Raw genomic sequence first — 20,288 nt, 5'->3', positions numbered from 1 at the left:
GCTCCGGCCCGTTACGCCGCCCGGGCGGCGACGCGGATTCCTGGACCACCCCGACACGCACGGCGGCTCAGGCGATCCGCCCCGGCTGCTGTCTATGGCTGTTTGTGCACCCCCGCCGTTTCGGACATCCCCCGCACCCTGGCCGAACTCGACGTGGCCGAAGTCCTCCCCAGCTGCCCAGGGCCGACGCGGCGGCCGACGACGGTGACCAACCGCATACCTTCTGTGTAGCCAGACGGTAGCGCAGTGTCAGTCCTTGCCCCTAGGCTGTCCGCATGTCCCCCGATGTCCCGCCCTCTGGTTCCGTGCGGTCTGCCGCCGAGCTGAACGAGCAGATCCGGGCGCTGTGGCTGCGTGCGGGCGGCACCCTGTCGGCCCAGGAGCGCGCGGAGTACGAGCTGCTGGTGGTCGAGTGGGCCGAGGCGATCCGCGGCGCGGTCATCGAGGCGGCCTGACCCGGCCGGCGGCTCGCCTGCCTACGCCCGCGGATGCGCGAGCGCCTCGTCCGCCACCGGATACGGCCGCTCCTCGGGCAACAGCCCTGCCGCGCGCACCGGTTCACCGGCCCGCACCAGCCGGTGCACCTCGGTGGCCAGCGGGGTCACTCCTCAATGCCCACGATCCACTCGTCGGCGTACCGCACCGCCGCCTCCCCGGCCAGGCCGAGCTGCAACGACCGGATGGCAGAGGGTTGTGATGCAGATCCCGCTCCGGGTCCCACTGCACACGCGCCGGGCACCGGCGCAACTGCCGCTTCCAGCCGGCCCGGTCCTCGTGCAGGCCGGGCACGTAGTGCGACAGACAGGCATGCCGCAGGGCCCACTCGAATCCCGCGCGGTCGATCTCCACGGCGAGCACGGTCTCCTGGCCCTCCTTCGTACCCCAGCCGCAGCGGTACATCATCCACAGGAAGGACGGCTTGATCCAAGTCAAGCCGCGCTTGCAGACCATTTTCGGTGCCTGATCTTCGATTACGTCGTCTGACCGCAGATGAATACTTGGGTACAAGTAGGCCCGACCGGCAAGAAGTTGCTGCCGCTCACGGTCAAGAACGCGGGCCAGGCGCCTGCTTCGAGTGGTCAAAGCACTGAGGTGAGCGAGGCACTCGATCGGGTGATGCAGGCGCTGACGGAGGTGAGCGAGGAGGAGGTGACCGCTGCGCTGGCTGCGGCCGGTGTTTCGGTCCCTCGCCCGTCGGCGCCGCTGGCGTCCTCTCGGACGCCGTTGCCGAGCCTTGGAAGTACCCCGTACATCGTCTCCGACGTGGAGTGGGTCTGAGGGACCTGCCGGCTTGCGTGACTGCTCGGCCCCTGAGCCCTCCTTCCTGACGGGAGGAGGGCTCATAGGTGTGCGGTGGGCCGACTCGATTGGATCTGTAAGGCCTCCAACCCCAGCTGAGTTACAACTCCCTCTACTGGGTTCAAGGCGGCCCGCCTACGGCGGCCCGCGCGCGCTGAGCGGCCCGTGGCCGCCACCGCTCCTTGTCTCCGCCACCGCTCCGGCGGCTCCCGCCGCTCAGCGCGCAGAATCGCCAAGACGTACAGCCAGACCGAAGCAACACGACCGTTCCCGGCGCCAGGGCCAGGCCGACATACGCCGAGCACGACCACGCCACCCAAGCGGACGACGCCGACGAGATACGTAGCGCGGCGCCGGGTTTCGTCGCGATCTGCGGACCGGTCGCGCCCTCGCTGCGTGGGAGTAATTGTCAATACCGGTGGACGAGCCCAACGGCAGCGGCAGGTGGACGCTCGTGACGCGGCATACTGTTCGTCGTGGCGACTTATGACAGCATCGGTGCGACCTACAGTTACACCCGTCGACCGGACCCCCGGATCGCTGTCAAGATCCAAGAGGCGCTCGGCGATGCTGCCACGGTGATCAACGTGGGAGCCGGCAGCGGCTCATATGAACCACCGCAGACGATCCTGGCTGTTGAACCCAGCTCAGTGATGATCGCCCAACGTCCGTCCGGGTCTGCGCGGGCCTTGCAGGCATCCGCGGAGTCGATCCCTCTCGCCGACGACTCGGCCGACGCGGTAATGGCCCTCCTGACGGTTCACCACTGGAGCGACCTGGAAGCCGGCATCGGGGAACTGCTCAGGATCGCCCGCCGACGTGTCGTGGTCTTCACCTGGGACCAGGTCGTCTTCCGCAGGTTCTGGCTGGTGGACGAGTACCTGCCTGAGGCGGCCGTGTTCGACGACACACGGGCCGTTGCAGTCGACCGGCTGGCTGCGCTGCTCGGAGGCGCACGCATCGACACGGTCCCGATCCCGCATGACTGCACCGACGGATTCGGCGCCGCTTTCTGGCGTCGGCCCGAGGCATACCTCGACCCGCAGGTGCGGGCCGGCATATCGATGCTCGCCCAGACCGGTGAGGAGGTCCTCCGCCCGGGCCTGGCCCGGCTGTCCGACGACCTGTCTTCGGGCCTGTGGCACGAACGCCATGCCGACCTACTCGACCGCGAAACACTCGACATCGGATACCGGCTTCTCGTAGCTGACCTGTAGCAAAGCGAGCGACCTGTCTTCACGCTCAGGCATGGCGGGATATCTCCACTGGCGTGGACCGACCCGTCCCAGGAAGTGATGGACGATCCCGTGATGTTGGTTGAGGTTGTTCATGCGGCGAGGGTCTCGGGGCGCTTCCTCGACCGGACCCGCTCCCTACTTCGGGCATGAGTTCGTTGACGAGGAACGCGTAGGTACCGGGCTCAGGGGGGTGCAGACCGGGGCGGCGACGCCGATGAGTTCCACGAGGCCTACGCCTCCTGTGGGCGGAGCAATTTTCGCCCAGTTGTTGGCCACCCAGGCGTTGCCCGAGGAGTCGACCTGCACCGCTGTGAGGTGCTGCATCGCTTTGTTCCGGAAGCCCTGGACAGGGGACAGGACAGTGCCGGCGGAAGCGCCGGACGGGCAGACCGCGCTGTTCACCCCGCACAAGAGCGACACGGAGGAGTCACCGAAACCGGCGACCCAAACACGGTCCTGACCGTCGATGGCGATCGACCACGGGAGAACCTTCTTTTGCAGCTGATGCACGCCTGTCACCGTTCCGTTCGGTCCGATCTCGGTGACCGCGCTGCTGGCGAAGTTGGCGACCCAGGCGTTTCCCTCGGAATCCAGGGCGAGCCCCACCGGGACTTGGATCGAACTGTCGGTGATCGACTTGATGGTCTTGAAGTCGGGGCCGATGATCGTGACGCTCCCGCCAGCACGGCTCGGTCGTCCCGCCTGCCTGAACTCTTGCAGGGCGAAATGGCTGTTGGTTACCCAGGCTCGACCCTGGCCGTCGATCTGGACGGCGAACGGGTGATTGAAGTTCTTGTCGTGGATGACGACGGCCTTGCTCGGGTCACCGTGGGGATAGACGACGACGCTGCCCACGCCGGGTTTCCCCTTGACACCGTAGGAGTTGGCTATCCACAGGTTGCCGTGTTGGTCGACGGCGACACCCTGCGGCTTGTCCAGTCCGCCGTTCGTCCAGCCGTTGGAAGGAGACAGCGGTCTGCCCGAGGCGGAGTACTTCGACATCGCGTTGCCGGCGTAGCTGGGTACCCACACGGATCCGTCGTGATCGACGGCGATTCCCCACGCTCCGGCCTTCATGCCGCCGCCACTGATGGGACTGCCCAGGGTCGGTCGGCCGGTGGGATCCTGCACCGTGACATAAGGGCTGGAATCCCGTGTGCCCGGCTTCCAGTTGTTGGCCGCCCATACGTTGCCCTTCGCGTCGAACGCGATGCGGCCCGGCGCGTAGACCTGCGGAGCGCTGTAGCGCAGGGCAAGGATCCAGTCCCCGGGAGCTGAGGTGAGCGCCGGGCTGAAGACGTTCGCGTTGCGCGCCATGGCTTCCAGGCCGCTCGCGGACAGCGTCGGATTGTGTACGAGGTTGAGGACCGCCTGCACGGTGTCGGCGGGCTTGGTTCCTCCTCGCGGGGTCGCCAGTTGGAGCACCTTGTCGCAGCGCGCGTTATCCGTCACGCAGAGGGAGACGAGGTTGGCCAGCGTGTTCTGTGTCGCGAGAGTGTCGCTGTTGGCGCTGTCGCCGGTCGTGGGACCGCCGGCCTTACCTGTCGCCGGATCCGCCAGGTTGAACGAGGTCGCGGCGGCGTTCTGCAGCCCCGAACTGGGGCCGGTGATGCCGCGTTGGTCGCTGAACTGGGCGAGGGCGTACGTGGCAGCGACCGTGGTCAGCTCGTTGACCGTCACCTTGCTCACGACCTGTTCGGGCACGCCACCACCCGCGCCGAACCCTACGACCGAGCGCAGCCGCAGCTTGTGCGCCTGCGCGGGCGTGGCCTCGACGTACAGCACTCCGTCAGCAGGCTTGGTGTACGTCATCCGGAAGGAACCGCGTGAGTCGGTCGTTGCCTGGCCCAGCTTCGAGACTCCAGAACGTGAACCGGCCATGAGTGTGACCTGAACGCCTCCGAGCGGCTTCCCTGCCCCTGTGACGGTCCCCTGCACCGCGAGTGAGGCAGCACCGAGCGCTGGTGCCGCGCTGCCGACCACCGGCAGGGCGAGGGCCACACAGGCTGCTGCAGCACCGGTTGATGTCCACCGCAGAGCCCTGGACCGCCCTCCTGCTCCGCGCCCTTCAGGGGAAGCCGGCCTGCGCGCCCGTTCGCCTGGAGTGCTCATGGTTCTCGAACCCTTCGCTCTGCATGCCTGAACTGGGAATCGGTGCAGCGCTCCAACCGTCCGAAAGTGACTCGCATTGACACCTGCGTGCAGCACTGCCGGCCGTCCGTCGAATCACGCGGTTTCGGATTCCTGCCCCCAGGTCGCTTCGGCGATTTCGGGCACCTTCAGTGAGAACCAGGCAACCCTGGTTCCCAGCAGCCAAACAACACCCAGATACAGTCCAGGACTCACTTCGCGCATCTCATCGCGAACCCACCGGCCAACCAGTGAGAGTTTGGAGTAGTCGATGACGATGCAGTCCTGCTTGTCCACCAGGCTCGGCCCGCGATAGACCTGGGCCAGGACGGCGAGGACGTCGAACGCGGATATCCGATTGACCAGGTAGCCGTCGGGGACGAACAGCTTCCCCCGCCACAGGACCAAGGGCACCAGCCGGGCGAACGACCGGGCCAGCGAGTTATCCCCCCACCGGAGGAAGCCTGCCCCAGCCAGCGGACCCGTCGGGATGTTACCCGGCGGGCTGGAGCGAAATAGCTCCACCAAGTCAGCATCACCGATCTTGAACAGGTCCGATTGGGTGAGTGCCATAATCGTCCTCCCGGCCGTCATCAAGACGCATCACTCGCGCCTGAACACGGATCCGAATCCGGCGGTGACGAGCCGCCCATGGCAACGCTCCACTCACACCGGTCCAGGGAACAGATTTGCCGGAGACGTAAAGGATCTAAGAATGGCGGCGGGTACCCGCAGCCCCAACCCATCACCGATCTCCCGTCGCGCAAGGCATCGATCAGCACGGCATCCGGCCATCAACTCCTATTGTTGATGCTCCTGGACAAAACCGCCAACGCTACGGCCACGAACGGCCGTGCCGTACGCCAGATGCCTGGAGCAGCACCGGACAGACAGGGCGTACCCCTCGCGTGCTCCCGCGTCTTCAACTCCTGCTTCTGCCACATGTCCTTGAGCTCTTCGAGCTCGCGACGGTCAGCCTCGATGGCGGCCCGGTCCACCTCCGACAGTTCAGAGGGCGTCGGTACCTCCGACAGGTCAAGCCGCTCAAGGAGGTTGACAGCGGCCTCGCTCACGAACTCTTCCAAGATCGGAGCGGAGATGACTCGGTTGCAGCGAGGAATATCGAGCCGGTGAGTGCGCTGGTGGCACACGTACTTGGCGCCGCTTCCTCCAGATCCGCTCATGATCCTGCCGCACCCCGTGCAGGTGACGACGCTACGCAGCAGGTAGAACCTGCTCGGCTTCTTTCCGTTCGCCAGCTTCGCAGCCCGGTAGGCGCGGCGCTCCCGGACTTCGAGCCACATCCCCCTGTCAATGATCGCGGGCCACTCACCGTCCCCGACTCCTCGCCCCGGAAGACACGGATTCCGGCGATGTGGCGGTTGTCGAGAACGTCTCGCACTCACGGGGCACTCCAGTTGCGCCCCTCAGCGGTCTTCTCACCCCGTTCGTATGGCTCCTTGGCCCGTTGGACCGGGCTCACTCCGTCCAGATAGCGGGTGAAGATCTCCCGTACGATCTCGGCCTCTTCAGGGATGACCACCGTGCCGGTCTTGTCGTACCCGTAACGCAGCTTGCCCGTGTGCGGCCTCCCGTCCTGGACACGGTCGATCATGGAGTCGACCAGTCGGCGCGATGTGTCGTCGCTCGACCGGCACGCGTGGGCCACCTCGATGCGTGGGAAGAAGCGGTCATCGGGGTCCGCGAGATCGCGTCGGCTCGCCTGGCCGTGCAGCGTGATGTCGTGATCGTCGGCGATCTGCAACAGCTCTTCGAGATCGCGCGGCTGTCGCATCAGCCGGTCCGGGTGGTAGGTGAGGACGTGTCGGACACGGCCCTTGCTGGCCTCGCTGAGAAGCGCGTCCCACCCCGGCCGCTTGCGCTTTCGCTGCCATGCCGAGCGGTTGTTGTCCACGAAGACTTGATCTTCGGCGACGATGAGTCAGAGACACTCGGCCACATCGCGGCAGATGCGCTCCTGGCGCTCCACGCCGGTCTGGTCGTCGTCGTTCACGTGGGAGATACGGCAGTAGATCGCCGCTGACTCTCCCGTCCAGTCGGACCGGTGCTTCTTCGCCCTCTGCGTGCCGGCTGCCTGCCTGGCCCGGAGGGCTCGCCGTAACCGGGCGTCCGTCTGCTGGTTCCTGTCGTCTTCGGCCATGGAAAGAGGTCATGAGCGCGGCTTGATCCATGACATCCGGCCCCGCTTCCAGGAGGCAGGAAAGCGTCCGGTGCGGGTCGCCGGGAGGGCTGTCTCGGGGCTGCAGGCCTGGTAGACGGTGACCGTGGAGTCCGTGTACCGGGCCCGGATGCGGAGCTTCGGTTCCGGGGCGGTGGATCGATCGGTCATGGCAACAGGTTCGGGGTTCCGGCCCGCCCCGCACCACCGAATATCCGCGCACACCGATTGTCCCCGGCGCGCCTCTTGGCTCCGCGCCCGCCATGCCCAACACTGTGCCGATGACGCAGCGCGCTGAGCTCGCGACCGTGATGGACCGGCTGGCCGTGGACGAGTTGGTCACCGCGTACGCGGTGGCGGTGGACGACGGTGACTGGACCGCGTACCGGATGCTGTTCACGGCGGACGGGCGGGCCGACTACCGTTCGGCCGGCGGCATCGAGGGGGACGCCGGACAGGTCGCCGGGTGGCTCGCCGAGAGCCTGGCGCTGTTCGCCATGCGCCAGCACCTGATCGTCAACCGCCAGGTCCGGTTCGGCCTCCTGGAGCACGACACCGGCGACACCGCCTCGGTGCGGGCCGATTACCTCAATCCGATGCGGTTCGCGACGAACGGCGGCCCCACGGCGCCGGACCTGGTGTGCGGCGGCCGCTACGGCTTCACGCTGCTGCGCACGCCGGAGGGCTGGCGGCTGCGCGAAGTGACGGTCGAGGAGAAGTGGCGGCGCCTTCCGGGAAGGGGGGCCGCAACCCCGTAAGCGGCAGGAGGCGCGGGGCACCGTGCGATCAAGCGACGGCGGACCGCCCGCGGACGGCGCACGACCGCCAGCACCCGAGCTCTTCCCCGCACCGCCCCACGCCCCCTGTCCTAGATCGCTCCGGACGCGCACACTGGAATCAGCGCAGGGTAGGGAGGGCCCACATGAGGTCGATCGAGCACTGGCTCACCTCTCCTTGGCGGCGTTCCGGCATCGCCGCCCTGGCCGGCGCCCTCCCTGTGCTCGCGTTCCCCGCGCCGTCGCTGTGGTGGTTCGCGTATGTCGCCCTGGTCCCGTGGATCCTGCTGGCCCGCTCGGCCCCGAGCGGGCGCCGCGCGGCGTACGACGGCTGGAGCGGCGGCTTCGGCTTCCTGGTGGCCGTGCACCACTGGCTGCTGCCGAGCCTGCACGTGTTCATCTTCCTGATAGCGGTCCTGCTGGGTGTGCTGTGGGCGCCCTGGGGCTGGCTGGTGCGCCGCTTCCTGGGCGGGCGGCCGACGCCGGGGCGGTGTACCGCCGCGCTGCTGGTGCTGCCGTCCGGCTGGCTGATGGTGGAGCTGGTCCGGTCCTGGCAGGGGCTGGGTGGGCCGTGGGGCATGCTGGGCGCCAGCCAGTGGCAGGTGGCGCCGGCGCTGCGGCTGGCCTCGGTCGGCGGTGTGTGGCTGCTGAGCTTTCTGGTCGTGGCCGTCAACGTGGCGGCGGCCGTGCTGACCTCTGTGCGCGAGGCCCGTGTCCCGGCCGTGGCCTCGCTGGTCGCCACGGCCGCCGCGACCTCGGCCGTGTGGGCCTGGGCGCCGCGCCCGGAGGTCGACGGGCGGGTGCGGATCGCCGTCGTGCAGCCCGGGATCGTGGACGGGCACGACAGCGTCGGGAAACGGTTCGACCGCGAGGAGCAGCTGACCCGGCGGCTCGCCGGGCAGGACCTCGACCTGGTCGTGTGGGGCGAGTCCAGCGTCGGCTACGACCTGGGCGACCGGCCCGACCTGGCCCGGCGGATCGCCGCCCTGTCCCGCGAGACCGGTGCGGACGTCCTGGTGAACGTGGACGCCCGCCGCTCCGACCGGCCCGGGATCTACAAGAGTTCGGTGCTGATCGGTCCGGACGGCCCGACCGGCGACCGGTACGACAAGATGCGGCTCGTGCCCTTCGGCGAGTACATACCGGCCCGTTCGCTCCTCGGCTGGGCCACCTCGGTCGGCAAGGCGGCCGGCGAGGACCGCGGGCGCGGCACCGAGCAGGTCGTGATGAACGTCGGGCACGGGCTGCGGATCGGCCCGCTGATCTGCTTCGAGACCGCGTTTCCGGACATGAGCCGGCATCTGGCGGAGGACGGCGCCGAGGTACTGCTCGGACAGTCCGCCACGTCCACCTTCCAGGGCAGCTGGGCGCCGGAGCAGCACGCCTCGCTGGCAGCGCTGCGGGCCGCCGAAACGGGCCGCCCGATGGTGCACGCGACCCTCACCGGTGTCTCGGCCGTGTACGGTCCGGGCGGCGAGCGGCTCGGTCCGTGGCTGGGCACCGACGCGAGCACCGCCCGTGTGTACGAGGTACCGCTGGCGCACGGCATCACGCCGTACGTCCGTTACGGCGACTGGCCGGTGCACGGGGCGCTGCTGGTGCTGGCGACGCTGTGCGCCGTCGAGAGCGTGCGGGCGCTCAGGCTGCGGCGGGGCGGTCCCCAACCGCTCGTACCACCCGCTCGCACAGTTCATGAGTCGCCAGCGCGTCCCGGGCACTGAGCACCTTCCCGGCCCGCACGGCGTCGAGGAAGGCGAGGACCGCCTGCTCGACGCCGCGCTGCCGGGCCACCGGCACCCAGTCGCCGCGGCGGCGCACCGTGGGCTGGCCCTTGTGGTCGATCACCTCGGCGAGGTTGAGCACCTGGCGCTTGGTGTCCTGCCCGGAGACCTCGAGGATCTCCTCGGCGGAGCCGCTGAGCCGGTTCATCACGCCGAGCGCGGTGAAGCCGTCCCCGCCGAGCTGGAGCACGACGTGGTGCAGCAGGCCGTTCTCGACGCGTGCGCGGACGGTGACGTCGTCCACCGGGCCGGGCGCCAGGAACCGGAGGGTGTCGACGACGTGGATGAAGTCGTCCAGGATCATCGAGCGCGGTTCCTCGGGCAGCCCGATCCGGTTCTTCTGCATGAGGATCAGCTCGCGCGGGTGTTCCAGGCACTGTGCGTACCCGGGCGCGTACCGGCGGTTGAAGCCGACGAACAGAGTGGCCCCGCGCTCCTCGGCGAGGCTCACCAGCCGCTCGGACTCGGCGAGTTCGTAGGCGAGCGGCTTGTCCACGTACGTCGGTACGCCCGCCTGGAGCAGCCGGCTGACGATCTCGGGGTGGACGGTGGTCGGCGCGTGCACGAAGGCCGCGTCGAGGCCGGCGTCGAGCAGGGAGTCGAGCGTGGTGTGGCGCCGGCCGGCCGGCAGGTGCAGGCTGTCGCCGACCCGGTCGAGCGTGGCGGGGGTCCTGGTCTGCAGGTGGAGGTCGACCCCCGGTTGCATGGCCAGCACCGGCAGGTACGCCTTCTGCGCGATGTCCCCGAGTCCGATGCAGCCGACCTTCACGTGCCTGTCCCCTAGCGCTCGAGTGTCCCTCCGGCAGCATACGGCGGCCGCCAGTCGGCGATGCCGTCGAAGCCGCGCAGGAGGAGCGCGGGTGCGGCCGTCGAGAGGGCCGCGATCACGGTGTCGCGTACGGCGACGGCGCCCGGGTTGGTGGCCATGTTCAGGCGGGCGGCCCTGACGGCCTGGCGGGCGATCGCGGTGGTGCGCGGCAGCCGGGCGGCGGTGTAGGCGCCGAGATCGCGGCTGTGGTGGGCGAGGACGACCGCGTCCTCGATGGCCTGGTTGCCGCCCTGGCCGAGGGTCGGCGGCATGGCGTGGGCGGCGTCGCCGAGCAGGGCGACCCGGCCGAAGTGGTAGGCCGGCAGGGGCGTGACGATGTGGTGGACGTCGTGACGGAGCACGTCCTCGGGGCGGGCGGCGGCGAGCACGGCGGGGATGGGTTCGTGCCAGGCGCCGAACAGGCGCAGGAGTTCGGCCTTCTCGTCGTCGGGCGCCCGGCCGCCGGACGGGGTCATGGCCGCCGCGTAGGCGTAGACGCGGCCGTCCTGGAGCGGGTGGGTGCCCCAGATGCGGCCCCGGCCCCAGGTCTCGTGCGGGGCGAACTCGACGCCGGGCACCGGGATCAGCATCCGCCACGTGGTGAACCCCGCGTACTCCGGGCCGGGATGGTCCGGGAACAGGGCGGTGCGCACCCGGGAGTTGATGCCGTCGGCGCCGACCACCAGCTCGGCCGCCCGCTCCTCGTCGCCGGTGCCGACCCGGGCGGGCCGCCGGCTGTCGCCGGGGTCGGTGAGGGTGGCGGCAGCCCCGGTGCGGACGGCACCGGGCGGGAGCAGGGCGGCGAGGCGGTCGACCAGGGTGGCGCGGGGCAGCAGGACCAGGGGGCCGCCGAACCGGGCGGCGGCCGCCTCGGCGCTGGAGCGGGACAGCCAGCGCCCGCGCGGGGTGCGCAGGCCGCCGTCACCCTGCCAGGCGGCGAGGTCGCGGATCTCCTCGCCGATGCCGAGCACGTCCAGGGCGCGCAGGGCGTTGGGGGCGAGCGAGATGGCCGCGCCGACCGGTTCCAGGGAGCGGGCCCGCTCCAGCACGGTGACGTTCCAGCCCCTGCGGTGCAGGGCAGCCGCCGCGGCCAGTCCTCCGATGCCGCCGCCGATGACGATCGCCCGGTGCGACTCGGCCATGGTTCCTCCCGATCCCGGATTGACTACACCTGTAGTACGCGCGACTCTACTACAGCCATAGTGAGGCGGATAGGGTCACCTCATGTCCGTACGCACCCCCAGCGCTTCCCGTGCCGATCTCGTCGCCGACGCCGCCCTCGCCCTGCTCGCCGAGCGCGGGATGCGCGGGCTGACGCACCGGGCGGTGGACGAGGCGGCGGGGCTGCCGCCGGGCTCGACGTCGAACGTGGCCCGCACCCGGCAGGCCCTGCTGGAACTGGCGGTACGACGGCACGCCGAGCGCGAGGCCCGGGTGCTGGACCTGGCGGAGCTGCCGGATCCGAGCGGCGGAGCGGACGCGCTGGCCGACGGGCTGGCCCTGGCCGTGCACCGCTCCCTGACCCGGGGCCGCGACCTGCTGATCGCCCGCTACGAACTCGCCCTGGAGGCCACCCGCCGCCCCGAGCTGCGCGCCTTCTACGACCGCGCCGGTGCCGTCTTCAAGGAGCAACTGGCCGCGCTGCTCACCGCCGTGGGCTCGCCCGACCCCGCCCGGCATGTGCTGTCCCTGGTCGCCTGGGCGGACGGGCTGATGTTCTCCTGCGCGGCGGGCTCCTCCGGTGCCGAGGAGCCGAGTCTGGAGGAGATCCGCAAGGGCCTGCGGGAACTGCTCACGGGGATGCTGGGCCGGTGAAAAATCCCAGGTGGGGAGCATGTTGTTCGGCGAGGATACGGGCATGACGACCGAACGCCGAGAGCCCTCCCCGACCGCCGGTGAACGCGCCATGCTGGAGGGCTGGCTGGACTACCACCGCCGGACGCTGGCCCGGAAGTGCGAGGGACTGACCGACGAGCAGTTGCGGACCGCGTCCGTGCCGCCCTCCGAGCTGTCCCTCATGGGGCTGGTGCGGCACCTGGCCGAGTGCGAGCGCGGCTGGTTCCGCAAGGTGCTGGTGGGCGACGACCCCGGCCCGATCTACTACACGGAGGAGGACCGGGACGGCGAGTTCCATCTCACGGAGGCCGACACCTGGCAGGAGGCGTACACGACCTGGCAGGCGGAGATCGAGGTAGCCCGGCGGAACGCGGCCGGCTTCGAGCTCGACGACCTGTCCAGGGGAAAGAGCCGGTTCAGCGACGAGCCGTTCACCCTGCGCTGGCTCTACACCCACATGATCGAGGAGTACGCCCGGCACAACGGCCACGCCGACCTGATCCGCGAGCGCATCGACGGCACCACCGGCGACTGAACGTCAGCCCCGGTGCACCGGAACCCTCCGTACGGGGCACGAGATCACCCGTGCGGGGGCATCAACCTCGGCTGCCTGCCGCCAACCCGGCCGCCGAACCAGCAGAGTTGACCGGGTGCATCGAACGACGACCACCGCAGCGCTCCTGGTCACCGTGGCCGTCTCGGCCCTCTCCGGCTGTGTGACGGTACCGCGCCCCGCGACACCCGCGGCGGCGAGGGACACGGGCCCCTCGCTCCCGACGGCACCCCGGCCGGACGGCAGCACGAAACCCCGGTCGGTGCAGGCACCGGCGCAGGAGGCACTGGAGATGACGGGGCCGTCCCGGCATCCGGAGCACCGGCCTCCGGATCACCGGCCTCCGGCGGCCTCGCGACAGCCGGCCGGGGCACCCGCGGCCGTACACCGTCCGCCGACCGCCCCACCGGCTCCCCCGCGCCCCCGACGGTCGCAGACCCCGGTCCGCGGCCTGCCGAACGCGGTACCCAAGGCCCCGAACGTATGCACCTTGGGCAAGGAGTACGGCGGCTGGCGCGAGGACAGCCCGGAGGCGAAGATCTGCGAACAGACATACGGCCACTGACCAGCACCGTCGTGGAAGTGCCGAAAGGGTGGGCGCGACCGGCCGCATCGAAGCCGCACCCGCACGACGGCCGGCCCGCCCCCCCTCAGGCGCCCTCCCCCAGCCGCAGCTCCATCCGCCCGATCGCGGCCCACACCCCATCGCCGTACCCGTCGTCGGCCAGAGCGGCAGCGAACTCACGGGCCCGGCACAGATGGCTGCGGGCGGCCTCGTCCCGGCCCAGCTTCACGTAGTCGGCGGCAAGATTGAGATGGAGCGAGGGGAACAGCCCCCGCACGCTCAGCGGAGCGCCCCGCTCCTCCGCCGCCGACAACGCCCGCAGGTCCCAGGCGAGTTCGGCCTCCGGGTCCTCCTGGGTGTCGGCCAGATAGTGGGCCAGGGTGCAGCGGTGCAGCGGGTCGCCGTCCTCACCGATCTCCGCCCACAGGTGCAGGAAGCGGCTGCGGGCCTCCTCGCGGTCACCGCCGTGGTGCAGCATCACGACCTGCCCGATCCGCGTCAGCAGGGCATCCGGTGCCGCCTGCTCCTGTTGCTCCGCCACGGGGGCCCTCCGGGCATTCGACCGATGTGTGGTGCTGACGTTAAACGGCGCCGTCTGGATTCCTCGGCAGGCGGCGCCGTTGTGGCTTGGGCCGGTGGCCGGCTGCGGGCTCGTCGTGGCTGGTCGCTCCCTTCAGCCCTCACCCCAGATCCGGGATCCGCCAGTCGATCGGCTCGTGTCCCTGCGCGGCAATCGCCTCGTTGATCTGGGTGAACGGGCGGGAGCCGAAGAACTTCTTCGCGGACAGCGGCGAGGGGTGGGCGCCCTTGACCACGACGTGCCGCTTCTCGTCGATCAGCGGCAGCTTCTTCTGCGCGTAGTTGCCCCACAGGACGAAGACCGCCGGGTCGGGGCGGGAAGCCACCGCGCGGATCACCGCGTCGGTGAACTTCTCCCAGCCCTTGCCCTTGTGCGAGTTCGCCTCGCCGGCCCGCACCGTCAGCACCGCGTTCAGCAGCAGCACGCCCTGCCGGGCCCAGGGCATCAGATAGCCGTTGTCCGGGACCGGCAGGCCCAGCTCCTCCTTCATCTCCTTGTAGATGTTCCGCAGGGAGGGCGGGGTCTTCACGCCCGGCCGGACCGAGAAGCACAGGCCGTGGCCCTGGCCCTCGCCGTGGTACGGGTCCTGGCCCAGGACGAGGACCTTGACCTGCTCGTACGGCGTCGCCTCCAGCGCGGCGAAGACCTCCTCGCGCGGCGGGTAGACGGGGCCCTTCGCCCGCTCCTCCTCGACGAACTCGGTCAGCTCCTTGAAGTAGGGCTGCTGCAGCTCGTCGCCCAGAACCCCGCGCCAGGACTCGGGCAGCATGGCGATGTCGGTCACGTCAACGTCCTCACGATGTGGATCAACTACGGCGTGTGGTCACTTCCAGGCCTCAGAACCTACAGGCGACCACTGACAACCGGCATCCGAAGGCCGGTTCACCGAGGATCACCAGCTGGTCTTGCGGTGCAGCGCCCACATCATCATGATCGTCGACGGGTCGAGGGCCTGCTCGCCGCCGGAGATGTCCTCGCTGGCCACGATGAACTGACGGCCCTGCCACAGCGGGATCAGCCGGGCGTCGTTCACCATGATCTGCTGAGCCTGCTCCATGTCCTTGACCGTCTGGGCGCGGTCGCTCTCCGCGCGCGAGTGCGGCAGCAGACTGTCGGTGATCTCCTTGGACGGGTAGGGCGTACCCAGCGCGTTGTGCTCGCCGACGAACGGGGCGATGAAGTTGTCCGCGTCGGGGAAGTCCGGGAACCAACCGCGGCCGAACACCGGGTACTCGCCGTTCTGGTAGCCGACCACATAGGTCTTCCAGGGGCGGCTCTTGAGCGTGATCATGAACAGGCCGGAGGCCTCCAGCTGCCGCTTCAGTTCCTGGAACATCAACGCGGTCTCGGAGCCGTAGCGGTCGGTGGTGTACCACAGGGTGAGCGGGACGGGCTGGTGGATGCCCGCGTCGGAGAGGATCTTGCGGGCCTTGGGGACGCTCGGGTCGCCGTAGTCGTCGAAGAAGCCGGTGCTGTGCCCGGTCAGGCCCTTGGGGACCATCGAGTACAGCGGGTCGACCGTGTCCTTGTAGACCTTGTGCGCGATGGCGCCCCGGTCGACGATCTGGGCGACGGCCTTGCGGACGGCCGGCTCCTTGGCCCAAGGGTCCTTGGGGTTGAACACCAGGTAGCTGATGTCGATGCCGGAGCCGTCGACCAGCTGCAGGTTGCTGTCGGCGTGCTGCTGGAGGGCGAGGATGTCGTCGGCGGCGAGGCCACGGTAGGTGACGTCGATCTGCCTGTCCCGCAGCGCCTTGACCATCTCGGCCGAGTCCTGGAAGTAGCGGATGGTCACCGCGTCGTTCTGCCGCTTGGCGAAGCCCTGGTAGTTGCCGTTGGCGACGAGGACGGCCTGCTTGCCCTCGTCGTAGGACTGGAGCCTGTACGGCCCGGAGCCGTAGACGCTGTTGTCCTTGCGCAGGGAGCGCGCCGGGTAGTCGTCCGGGTCGACGATCGACATGGCGGGGGTGGCCAGCACGAACGGGAAGGTGGCGTCGGACTGGTTGAGGTGGAACACGAGCTCGCGGTCGCCGAGCGCCTGCACCCGGTCCAGGCTGCCGAGCAGCGGCGCGGGTCCGCCGGGGGCGTTGATCGTGCGGATGCGGTCGATGGAGTGCTTGACGGCCTGGGCGTTCAGCGGGTTGCCGTCGGCGAACTTCAGGCCCGCACGCAGGGTGCAGCGATAGGTGCGGCTGGAGGAGTCGGCGAAGGAGCAGCTCTGGGCGGCGTCGGGCTGGGGGGTGGTGGCACCGTTGGGGTAGGCGAGGAGCGTCTGGAAGATGTTCCGGTACAGCTCCCAGGAGCCGTCATAGGCACCGGCAGGATCCAGCGTGCTGGGGGCGCTGGTGGTACCCACGATGATCGGGCCCTTGCTGTCGCCGCTGTTGCCGGACAGCAGGCCGCAGCCAGCCACCAGGGATATGGACGCGATCGCCGCGACTCTCCGCAGGAATCGGTTCCGGTTGAACACGCGCACGCTCCTCGATCTGCCATACCAAGGGTCGGCAGACCATACCGCAGCGTCCGGCGCCCTGAACCTCCCCGGAAACAGGCCTTCTTGATCGATTTCGCGATGACGACGTTGTCAGTCCGCTGTGCGGATTCCATGGGGCCTCACGGGCGCCGATCCGTCCGAAAATCGACGCCCGTAAGGTTGCTCTCAGGCTCCCACGCCGGCGTTCAGGAAGATGCCGCCGTCCACGACGAGCGTCTGACCGGTGATCCAGTCGGACTGGGTGGACGTGAGGAACGCGGCGGCCCCGCCGATGTCGGAGGGCACGCCGAGCCGGCCGAGGGGGTAGGCGGCGGCCGCCTCCTCCTCGCGGTTCTCGTAGAGGGCCTGCGCGAACTTGGTCTTGACCACGGCCGGGGCGATCGCGTTGACCCGTACCTTCGGCGCGAACTCGTGCGCCAGCTGCTGGGTCAGGTTGATCATCGCGGCCTTGCTGACGCCGTAGGCACCGATGAACGGCGAGGGCGCGAGGCCCGCGATCGAGGCGATGTTGACGATCGCGCCGCCGTTGTCCTTCTGCCAGGCGTGCCAGGTCTTCTGGGCGAAGCCGAGCGCGGAGATCACGTTGGTCTCGAAGACCTTGCGGGCCACGTCCAGGTCGAGGTCGGCGATCGGGCCGAAGACCGGGTTGGTGCCCGCGTTGTTGACCAGGAAGTCCAGGCGGCCGAAGGCCTCCATGGTGCGCTCGACGGCCTCGGCCTGGTGGGCGAGGTCGTGCGCCTTGCCGGCGACGCCGATGACGCGGTCCGAGCCGAGCCGGTCGACGGCCTCCTTCAGCGCGTCCTCGTTGCGGCCGGTGATGCACACACGGTCACCGCGGGCGACCAGCGCCTCGGCGACGCCGTAGCCGATGCCGCGGCTGGCGCCCGTGACGAGGGCGACCTTGCCCGAGAGCTCGGGGAGTTCAGCGGAAGTCATGTACCTGTTCCCTCAGTTGAGCGGTCCGCCGGCGACGTACAGCACCTGGCCGGAGACGAAGCCGGCCGCCTCGCCGGTGAAGAAGGCGATGGCGTTGGCGATGTCCTCGGGCTCGCCTACGCGCTGCACGGGGATCTGGGTGGCGGCGGCCTTCTTGAAGTCGTCGAAGCCCATGCCGACGCGGTCGGCGGTGGCCTTGGTCATCTCGGTGGCGATGAAGCCCGGGGCGACCGCGTTGGCGGTGATGCCGAACTTGCCCAGCTCGATGGCGAGGGTTTTGGTGAAGCCCTGCAGGCCGGCCTTGGCGGCGGAGTAGTTGACCTGGCCGCGGTTGCCGAGCGCCGAGGAGGAGGACAGGTTGACGACACGGCCCCAGCCGGCGTCGACCATGTGCTTCTGGACGGCCTTGGTCATCAGGAACGAGCCGCGCAGATGGACGTTCATGACGGTGTCCCAGTCCGAGACGCTCATCTTGAACAGCAGGTTGTCACGCAGTACGCCCGCGTTGTTGACCAGGATCGTCGGGGCGCCGAGTTCGTCGACGATCCGGGCGACGGCCGCCTCGACCTGCGCCTCGTCGGACACGTCGGCGCCGACCGCGATCGCCTTGCCGCCGGCGGCGGTGATCTTCTCGACGGTGTCCTTGCAGGCGGCCTCGTCGAGGTCGATCACGGCGACCGCGCGGCCCTCGGCGGCCAGCCGTACGGCGGTGGCGGCGCCGATGCCGCGCGCCGCGCCGGTGACTACCGCGACCCGCTGTTCAGTGGTGGACATTGCTGCTTCTCCTCGCCCTTGAGAGAACCTGGCGCCCTTGAAGAGAGCCTGTGGCGGCTCTTCCGAGGGCTCTGTAGTGCGGTGAGCGACCGCTTAGTACCTTCAGCACAGGTGACGCTAGAAGCCCTGGCACCGGGTGTCAATGACACACCGGGCCGTTGTGATCCATTACCTCACCAGGAGGTCCAGCAACCGTTCCGTCTCGGCCGCCGGGTCGGTGGTCAGGCCGGTGTGCACGGGGCCGGGCTGGACGACGGTGGAGCGGGGCGCGATCAGCCAGCGGAAGCGGCGCCCGGCGTCGTCCCCGGCCGCCTGGCCGGCCTCCTCGCCGCCCGCGCAGTGCCGCTCGATCGCGCCGAGCGCCGCCCGGATCCCGGCCACGTCCGCCTCCGGGTCCAGGGCGCGCAGCCGGGCCTCGTCCAGGTGGGTACGGGCGCCGACATAGGCCCGCGCGCGGCTGTAGACGACGACGCCCGCGTTGATGCACTCCCCGCGCTCCACGCGCGGTACGACCCGGAGCAGCGCGTACTCGAACACGTCCCGGTCGCCGCCCTGGCCCGCCCGGGTGATGTGCCGCTCGGTGACATGGCCGGCCATGTGGATGTGGGTCTCGCTCACTTGGTCCCCTCGATGCCGGTGATGCGTTCGTGGACCACTGCCGCCCGCGCGAGCAGCGGCCGTGCGTAGGCCCGGCGCAGGTCGTCCGGGGTGTCGAAGCCGGGCTCGCCGGTGAGCCAGGCGTCCGGGATCTCGGCGGTGACCTCGGCGAGCAGGTCCTCGGTGACGAGGGGGGCGAGGGCGTCGGCGGCGGCCCGGACGTCCGGGGCGAAGCGGGCGAGGGCGTGGGCGGAGGCGTCGTAGGGGCGGGCCGCGGAGGATTCGGCGGAGGGCCAGTTGTGGTGCCAGATCATCGTCGCGCCGTGGTCGATGAGCCACAGCTCGCCGCGGTGCACCAGGAGATTGGGATTGCGCCAGGACCGGTCCACGTTGTTGATCAGCGCGTCGAACCAGACGATCCGGCCGGCCTCCCCGGGGCTCACCGGGAAGGCGAGCGGGTCGTAGCCGAGGGCGCCGGAGAGGAAGTCCATGCCGAGGTTGGTGCCACCGCTGGACCTGAGCAGGTCCTGCACCTGCTGTTCGGGTTCGCCGAGGCCGAGGACGGTGTCCAGTCGGACCGTGACCAGCCGGGGCATCCGGAATCCGAGGCGGCGGGCGAGTTCGCCGCACACCACCTCGGCGACGAGCGTCTTGCGGCCCTGTCCGGCGCCGGTGAACTTCAGGACATAGATCCCGAAGTCGTCGGCCTCGACGAGCCCCGGCAGCGAGCCCCCCTCACGCAGCGGCGTGATGTACCGGGTCGCGGTGACTTCCTTGAGCATCGCCCCAGGTTACTGGGGCACGACCGACAGGCTCGGCGGGTGGGGCCGTCGGCCTTGGTGGCGCGTGACCGACAGACTCGGCGGGGCGGGGACGCTGGCAGGCTCGGCGGGGTGGGGACGACAAGCTCGGCGAGGTGGGGACGACAGGCCCAGCGGGGCCCGGCCGACCGGCTCGGCGGGGCACGGCCGACAAGCTCGGAGGCGTGGGAACGCCGACAGGCTCAGCGAGCCATGGCCGGCAGGCTCGGCGGGGCGGGGCCGACAGACTCGGCGGGTGGCGCGACAGTGGGCTCACAGCAAGCCGACAGCTGCGGCTTACGGCCGTCTCATGCCCGCACCGCAAGGATCTGGGTGCCCGTCTGAACGGGTGGCGTCCGGGCGCCGTACCCCTGGACGGATCACGAGAAGCTCCGCGGAAGGGAACCCACATGACCAGCGCATCGCCCCAGCCCCATGCCGGACCGGCCCGCCGTACCGTCGTGGCGGCGGCCGGAGCGGCGGGGCTCGCCGCCGCGCTGACCGCCTGCGGTTCGGGCGACAATTCGTCGGACACGGCCAACACCGGGTCCGGTTCCTCCGGCTCGACCGGCTCCACCGGGTCGACGGGAAGCACCGGCTCCACGGGCGCGTCGCAAAGCGGCGGCGGTTCGGCCGGCGGCACCGCGCTCGCCAAGACCTCGGACATCCCCGAGGGCGGCGGCAAGATCTTCAAGGACCAGGGTGTCGTCGTCACCCAGCCGGCGGCGGGCCAGTACAAGGCCTTCTCGTCCAAGTGCACCCACCAGGGCTGTGCCGTGGGCAGCGTGGCGAAGGGCGTGATCGTGTGCCCGTGCCACAACAGCCACTTCTCCGCCGAGGACGGCAGCGTGAAGCAGGGTCCCGCGACCCAGCCGCTGCCCGCGGCGAAGATCACCGTCTCCGGCGACCAGATCAAGCTGGCCTGAGCCGTCTCACGCTCGC

At 69.9% G+C, this 20,288-nt stretch carries 23 protein-coding genes and 1 pseudogene; 8 read left to right on the top strand and 16 right to left on the bottom strand.

The genetic code is table 11. The annotated features are described in order from the left end of the window. The first annotated feature begins 275 nt into the window (after positions 1-275). On the top strand, positions 276-455 hold the full coding sequence (locus ACWC2T_RS28590; protein WP_450673224.1) for a hypothetical protein: 180 nt from the start codon (positions 276-278) through the stop codon (positions 453-455). Between the two features lie 21 nt (positions 456-476). Here the strand turns inward: ACWC2T_RS28590 and ACWC2T_RS28585 are convergent. After that, positions 477-951 (bottom strand): annotated as a pseudogene (locus tag ACWC2T_RS28585) (DUF4291 domain-containing protein). Positions 952-1,775: 824 nt separating this feature from the next. On the opposite strand from ACWC2T_RS28585, the gene ACWC2T_RS28580 reads away from it, so the two are divergent. Beyond that, the gene (locus ACWC2T_RS28580) at positions 1,776-2,516 is read left to right on the top strand and encodes a class I SAM-dependent methyltransferase (protein WP_450673223.1); all 741 of its coding nucleotides are present in this window, start codon (positions 1,776-1,778) and stop codon (positions 2,514-2,516) included. A 156-nt stretch (positions 2,517-2,672) separates the two neighbouring features. Here the strand turns inward: ACWC2T_RS28580 and ACWC2T_RS28575 are convergent, their stop codons facing one another. From ACWC2T_RS28575 to ACWC2T_RS28550, 6 genes are all read right to left on the bottom strand, one after another. Beyond that, complete coding sequence (locus ACWC2T_RS28575) at positions 2,673-4,349, bottom strand: Vgb family protein (RefSeq protein ID WP_450673222.1); 1,677 nt, start codon at positions 4,347-4,349, stop codon at positions 2,673-2,675. Positions 4,350-4,763: 414 nt separating this feature from the next. After that, a complete protein-coding gene (locus ACWC2T_RS28570; protein ID WP_450673221.1) occupies positions 4,764-5,240 on the bottom strand; it encodes a hypothetical protein in 477 nt (158 codons plus the stop codon). A 221-nt stretch (positions 5,241-5,461) separates the two neighbouring features. Further along, on the bottom strand, positions 5,462-5,971 hold the full coding sequence (locus ACWC2T_RS28565; RefSeq protein ID WP_450673220.1) for a zinc ribbon domain-containing protein: 510 nt from the start codon (positions 5,969-5,971) through the stop codon (positions 5,462-5,464). A 98-nt stretch (positions 5,972-6,069) separates the two neighbouring features. Continuing rightward, complete coding sequence (locus ACWC2T_RS28560; protein WP_450673219.1) at positions 6,070-6,582, bottom strand: recombinase family protein; 513 nt, start codon at positions 6,580-6,582, stop codon at positions 6,070-6,072. Between the two features lie 27 nt (positions 6,583-6,609). After that, on the bottom strand, positions 6,610-6,828 hold the full coding sequence (locus tag ACWC2T_RS28555; RefSeq protein ID WP_450673218.1) for a hypothetical protein: 219 nt from the start codon (positions 6,826-6,828) through the stop codon (positions 6,610-6,612). Positions 6,829-6,837: 9 nt separating this feature from the next. Continuing rightward, complete coding sequence (locus ACWC2T_RS28550; protein ID WP_450673217.1) at positions 6,838-7,017, bottom strand: DUF4291 family protein; 180 nt, start codon at positions 7,015-7,017, stop codon at positions 6,838-6,840. Positions 7,018-7,127: 110 nt separating this feature from the next. Here ACWC2T_RS28550 and ACWC2T_RS28545 point away from each other — a divergent pair, with 110 nt between their 5' ends. Then, positions 7,128-7,604 (top strand): nuclear transport factor 2 family protein, encoded by a 477-nt coding sequence (locus ACWC2T_RS28545; protein ID WP_450673216.1) that lies wholly within the window; start codon positions 7,128-7,130, stop codon positions 7,602-7,604. 164 nt (positions 7,605-7,768) lie between these two features. After that, positions 7,769-9,343, top strand: a complete 1,575-nt coding sequence (gene lnt / locus ACWC2T_RS28540) for an apolipoprotein N-acyltransferase (RefSeq protein WP_450673215.1) — start codon at positions 7,769-7,771, stop codon at positions 9,341-9,343. On the opposite strand, the gene ACWC2T_RS28535 is transcribed toward lnt, so the two are convergent. Then, a complete protein-coding gene (locus tag ACWC2T_RS28535; RefSeq protein ID WP_450673214.1) occupies positions 9,261-10,172 on the bottom strand; it encodes a Gfo/Idh/MocA family protein in 912 nt (303 codons plus the stop codon). The genes lnt and ACWC2T_RS28535 overlap by 83 nt on opposite strands. 11 nt (positions 10,173-10,183) lie before the next feature. Next, positions 10,184-11,353, bottom strand: coding sequence for an FAD-dependent monooxygenase (locus ACWC2T_RS28530; protein ID WP_450673213.1), 1,170 nt, complete (start codon positions 11,351-11,353; stop codon positions 10,184-10,186). Between the two features lie 82 nt (positions 11,354-11,435). Here ACWC2T_RS28530 and ACWC2T_RS28525 point away from each other — a divergent pair, with 82 nt between their 5' ends. The 3 genes from ACWC2T_RS28525 to ACWC2T_RS28515 all read left to right on the top strand — a co-directional run bounded on the left by ACWC2T_RS28525 (position 11,436) and on the right by ACWC2T_RS28515 (position 13,165). Continuing rightward, positions 11,436-12,026: a TetR/AcrR family transcriptional regulator gene (locus tag ACWC2T_RS28525; RefSeq protein WP_450673212.1), complete on the top strand. Its 591-nt coding sequence runs from the start codon at positions 11,436-11,438 to the stop codon at positions 12,024-12,026. Between the two features lie 43 nt (positions 12,027-12,069). Further along, complete coding sequence (locus ACWC2T_RS28520; protein ID WP_450673211.1) at positions 12,070-12,582, top strand: DinB family protein; 513 nt, start codon at positions 12,070-12,072, stop codon at positions 12,580-12,582. Between the two features lie 115 nt (positions 12,583-12,697). Continuing rightward, positions 12,698-13,165: a hypothetical protein gene (locus ACWC2T_RS28515; protein WP_450673210.1), complete on the top strand. Its 468-nt coding sequence runs from the start codon at positions 12,698-12,700 to the stop codon at positions 13,163-13,165. Between the two features lie 85 nt (positions 13,166-13,250). On the opposite strand, the gene ACWC2T_RS28510 is transcribed toward ACWC2T_RS28515, so the two are convergent. The 7 genes from ACWC2T_RS28510 to ACWC2T_RS28480 all read right to left on the bottom strand — a co-directional run bounded on the left by ACWC2T_RS28510 (position 13,251) and on the right by ACWC2T_RS28480 (position 19,328). Next, the gene (locus ACWC2T_RS28510; RefSeq protein WP_450673209.1) at positions 13,251-13,706 is read right to left on the bottom strand and encodes a hypothetical protein; all 456 of its coding nucleotides are present in this window, start codon (positions 13,704-13,706) and stop codon (positions 13,251-13,253) included. Between the two features lie 139 nt (positions 13,707-13,845). Further along, positions 13,846-14,529, bottom strand: a complete 684-nt coding sequence (locus ACWC2T_RS28505; protein ID WP_450673208.1) for a uracil-DNA glycosylase — start codon at positions 14,527-14,529, stop codon at positions 13,846-13,848. A 108-nt stretch (positions 14,530-14,637) separates the two neighbouring features. Further along, positions 14,638-16,215: an ABC transporter substrate-binding protein gene (locus ACWC2T_RS28500; protein WP_450673207.1), complete on the bottom strand. Its 1,578-nt coding sequence runs from the start codon at positions 16,213-16,215 to the stop codon at positions 14,638-14,640. 189 nt (positions 16,216-16,404) lie between these two features. Then, on the bottom strand, positions 16,405-17,175 hold the full coding sequence (locus ACWC2T_RS28495) for an SDR family oxidoreductase (RefSeq protein ID WP_450673206.1): 771 nt from the start codon (positions 17,173-17,175) through the stop codon (positions 16,405-16,407). A gap of 12 nt (positions 17,176-17,187) precedes the next feature. Beyond that, positions 17,188-17,949, bottom strand: a complete 762-nt coding sequence (gene fabG / locus ACWC2T_RS28490; protein WP_450673205.1) for a 3-oxoacyl-ACP reductase FabG — start codon at positions 17,947-17,949, stop codon at positions 17,188-17,190. Between the two features lie 168 nt (positions 17,950-18,117). Beyond that, positions 18,118-18,567 carry a DUF3037 domain-containing protein gene (locus ACWC2T_RS28485; RefSeq protein ID WP_450673204.1) on the bottom strand — a complete coding sequence of 150 codons (450 nt, stop codon included), beginning with the start codon at positions 18,565-18,567 and terminating at the stop codon, positions 18,118-18,120. Next, entirely contained in the window at positions 18,564-19,328 is a 765-nt protein-coding gene (locus ACWC2T_RS28480; RefSeq protein ID WP_450673203.1) for a HipA family kinase, read from the bottom strand. Before ACWC2T_RS28480 ends, ACWC2T_RS28485 begins: the two co-directional genes overlap by 4 nt. Positions 19,329-19,756: 428 nt before the next feature. On the opposite strand from ACWC2T_RS28480, the gene ACWC2T_RS28475 reads away from it, so the two are divergent. Beyond that, a complete protein-coding gene (locus ACWC2T_RS28475) occupies positions 19,757-20,272 on the top strand; it encodes a Rieske (2Fe-2S) protein (protein WP_450673202.1) in 516 nt (171 codons plus the stop codon). Positions 20,273-20,288 lie beyond the last annotated feature (16 nt).

Source organism: Streptomyces sp. NPDC001393, assembly GCF_053597455.1.
This window is presented reverse-complemented; position numbering and strand designations above follow the sequence as displayed.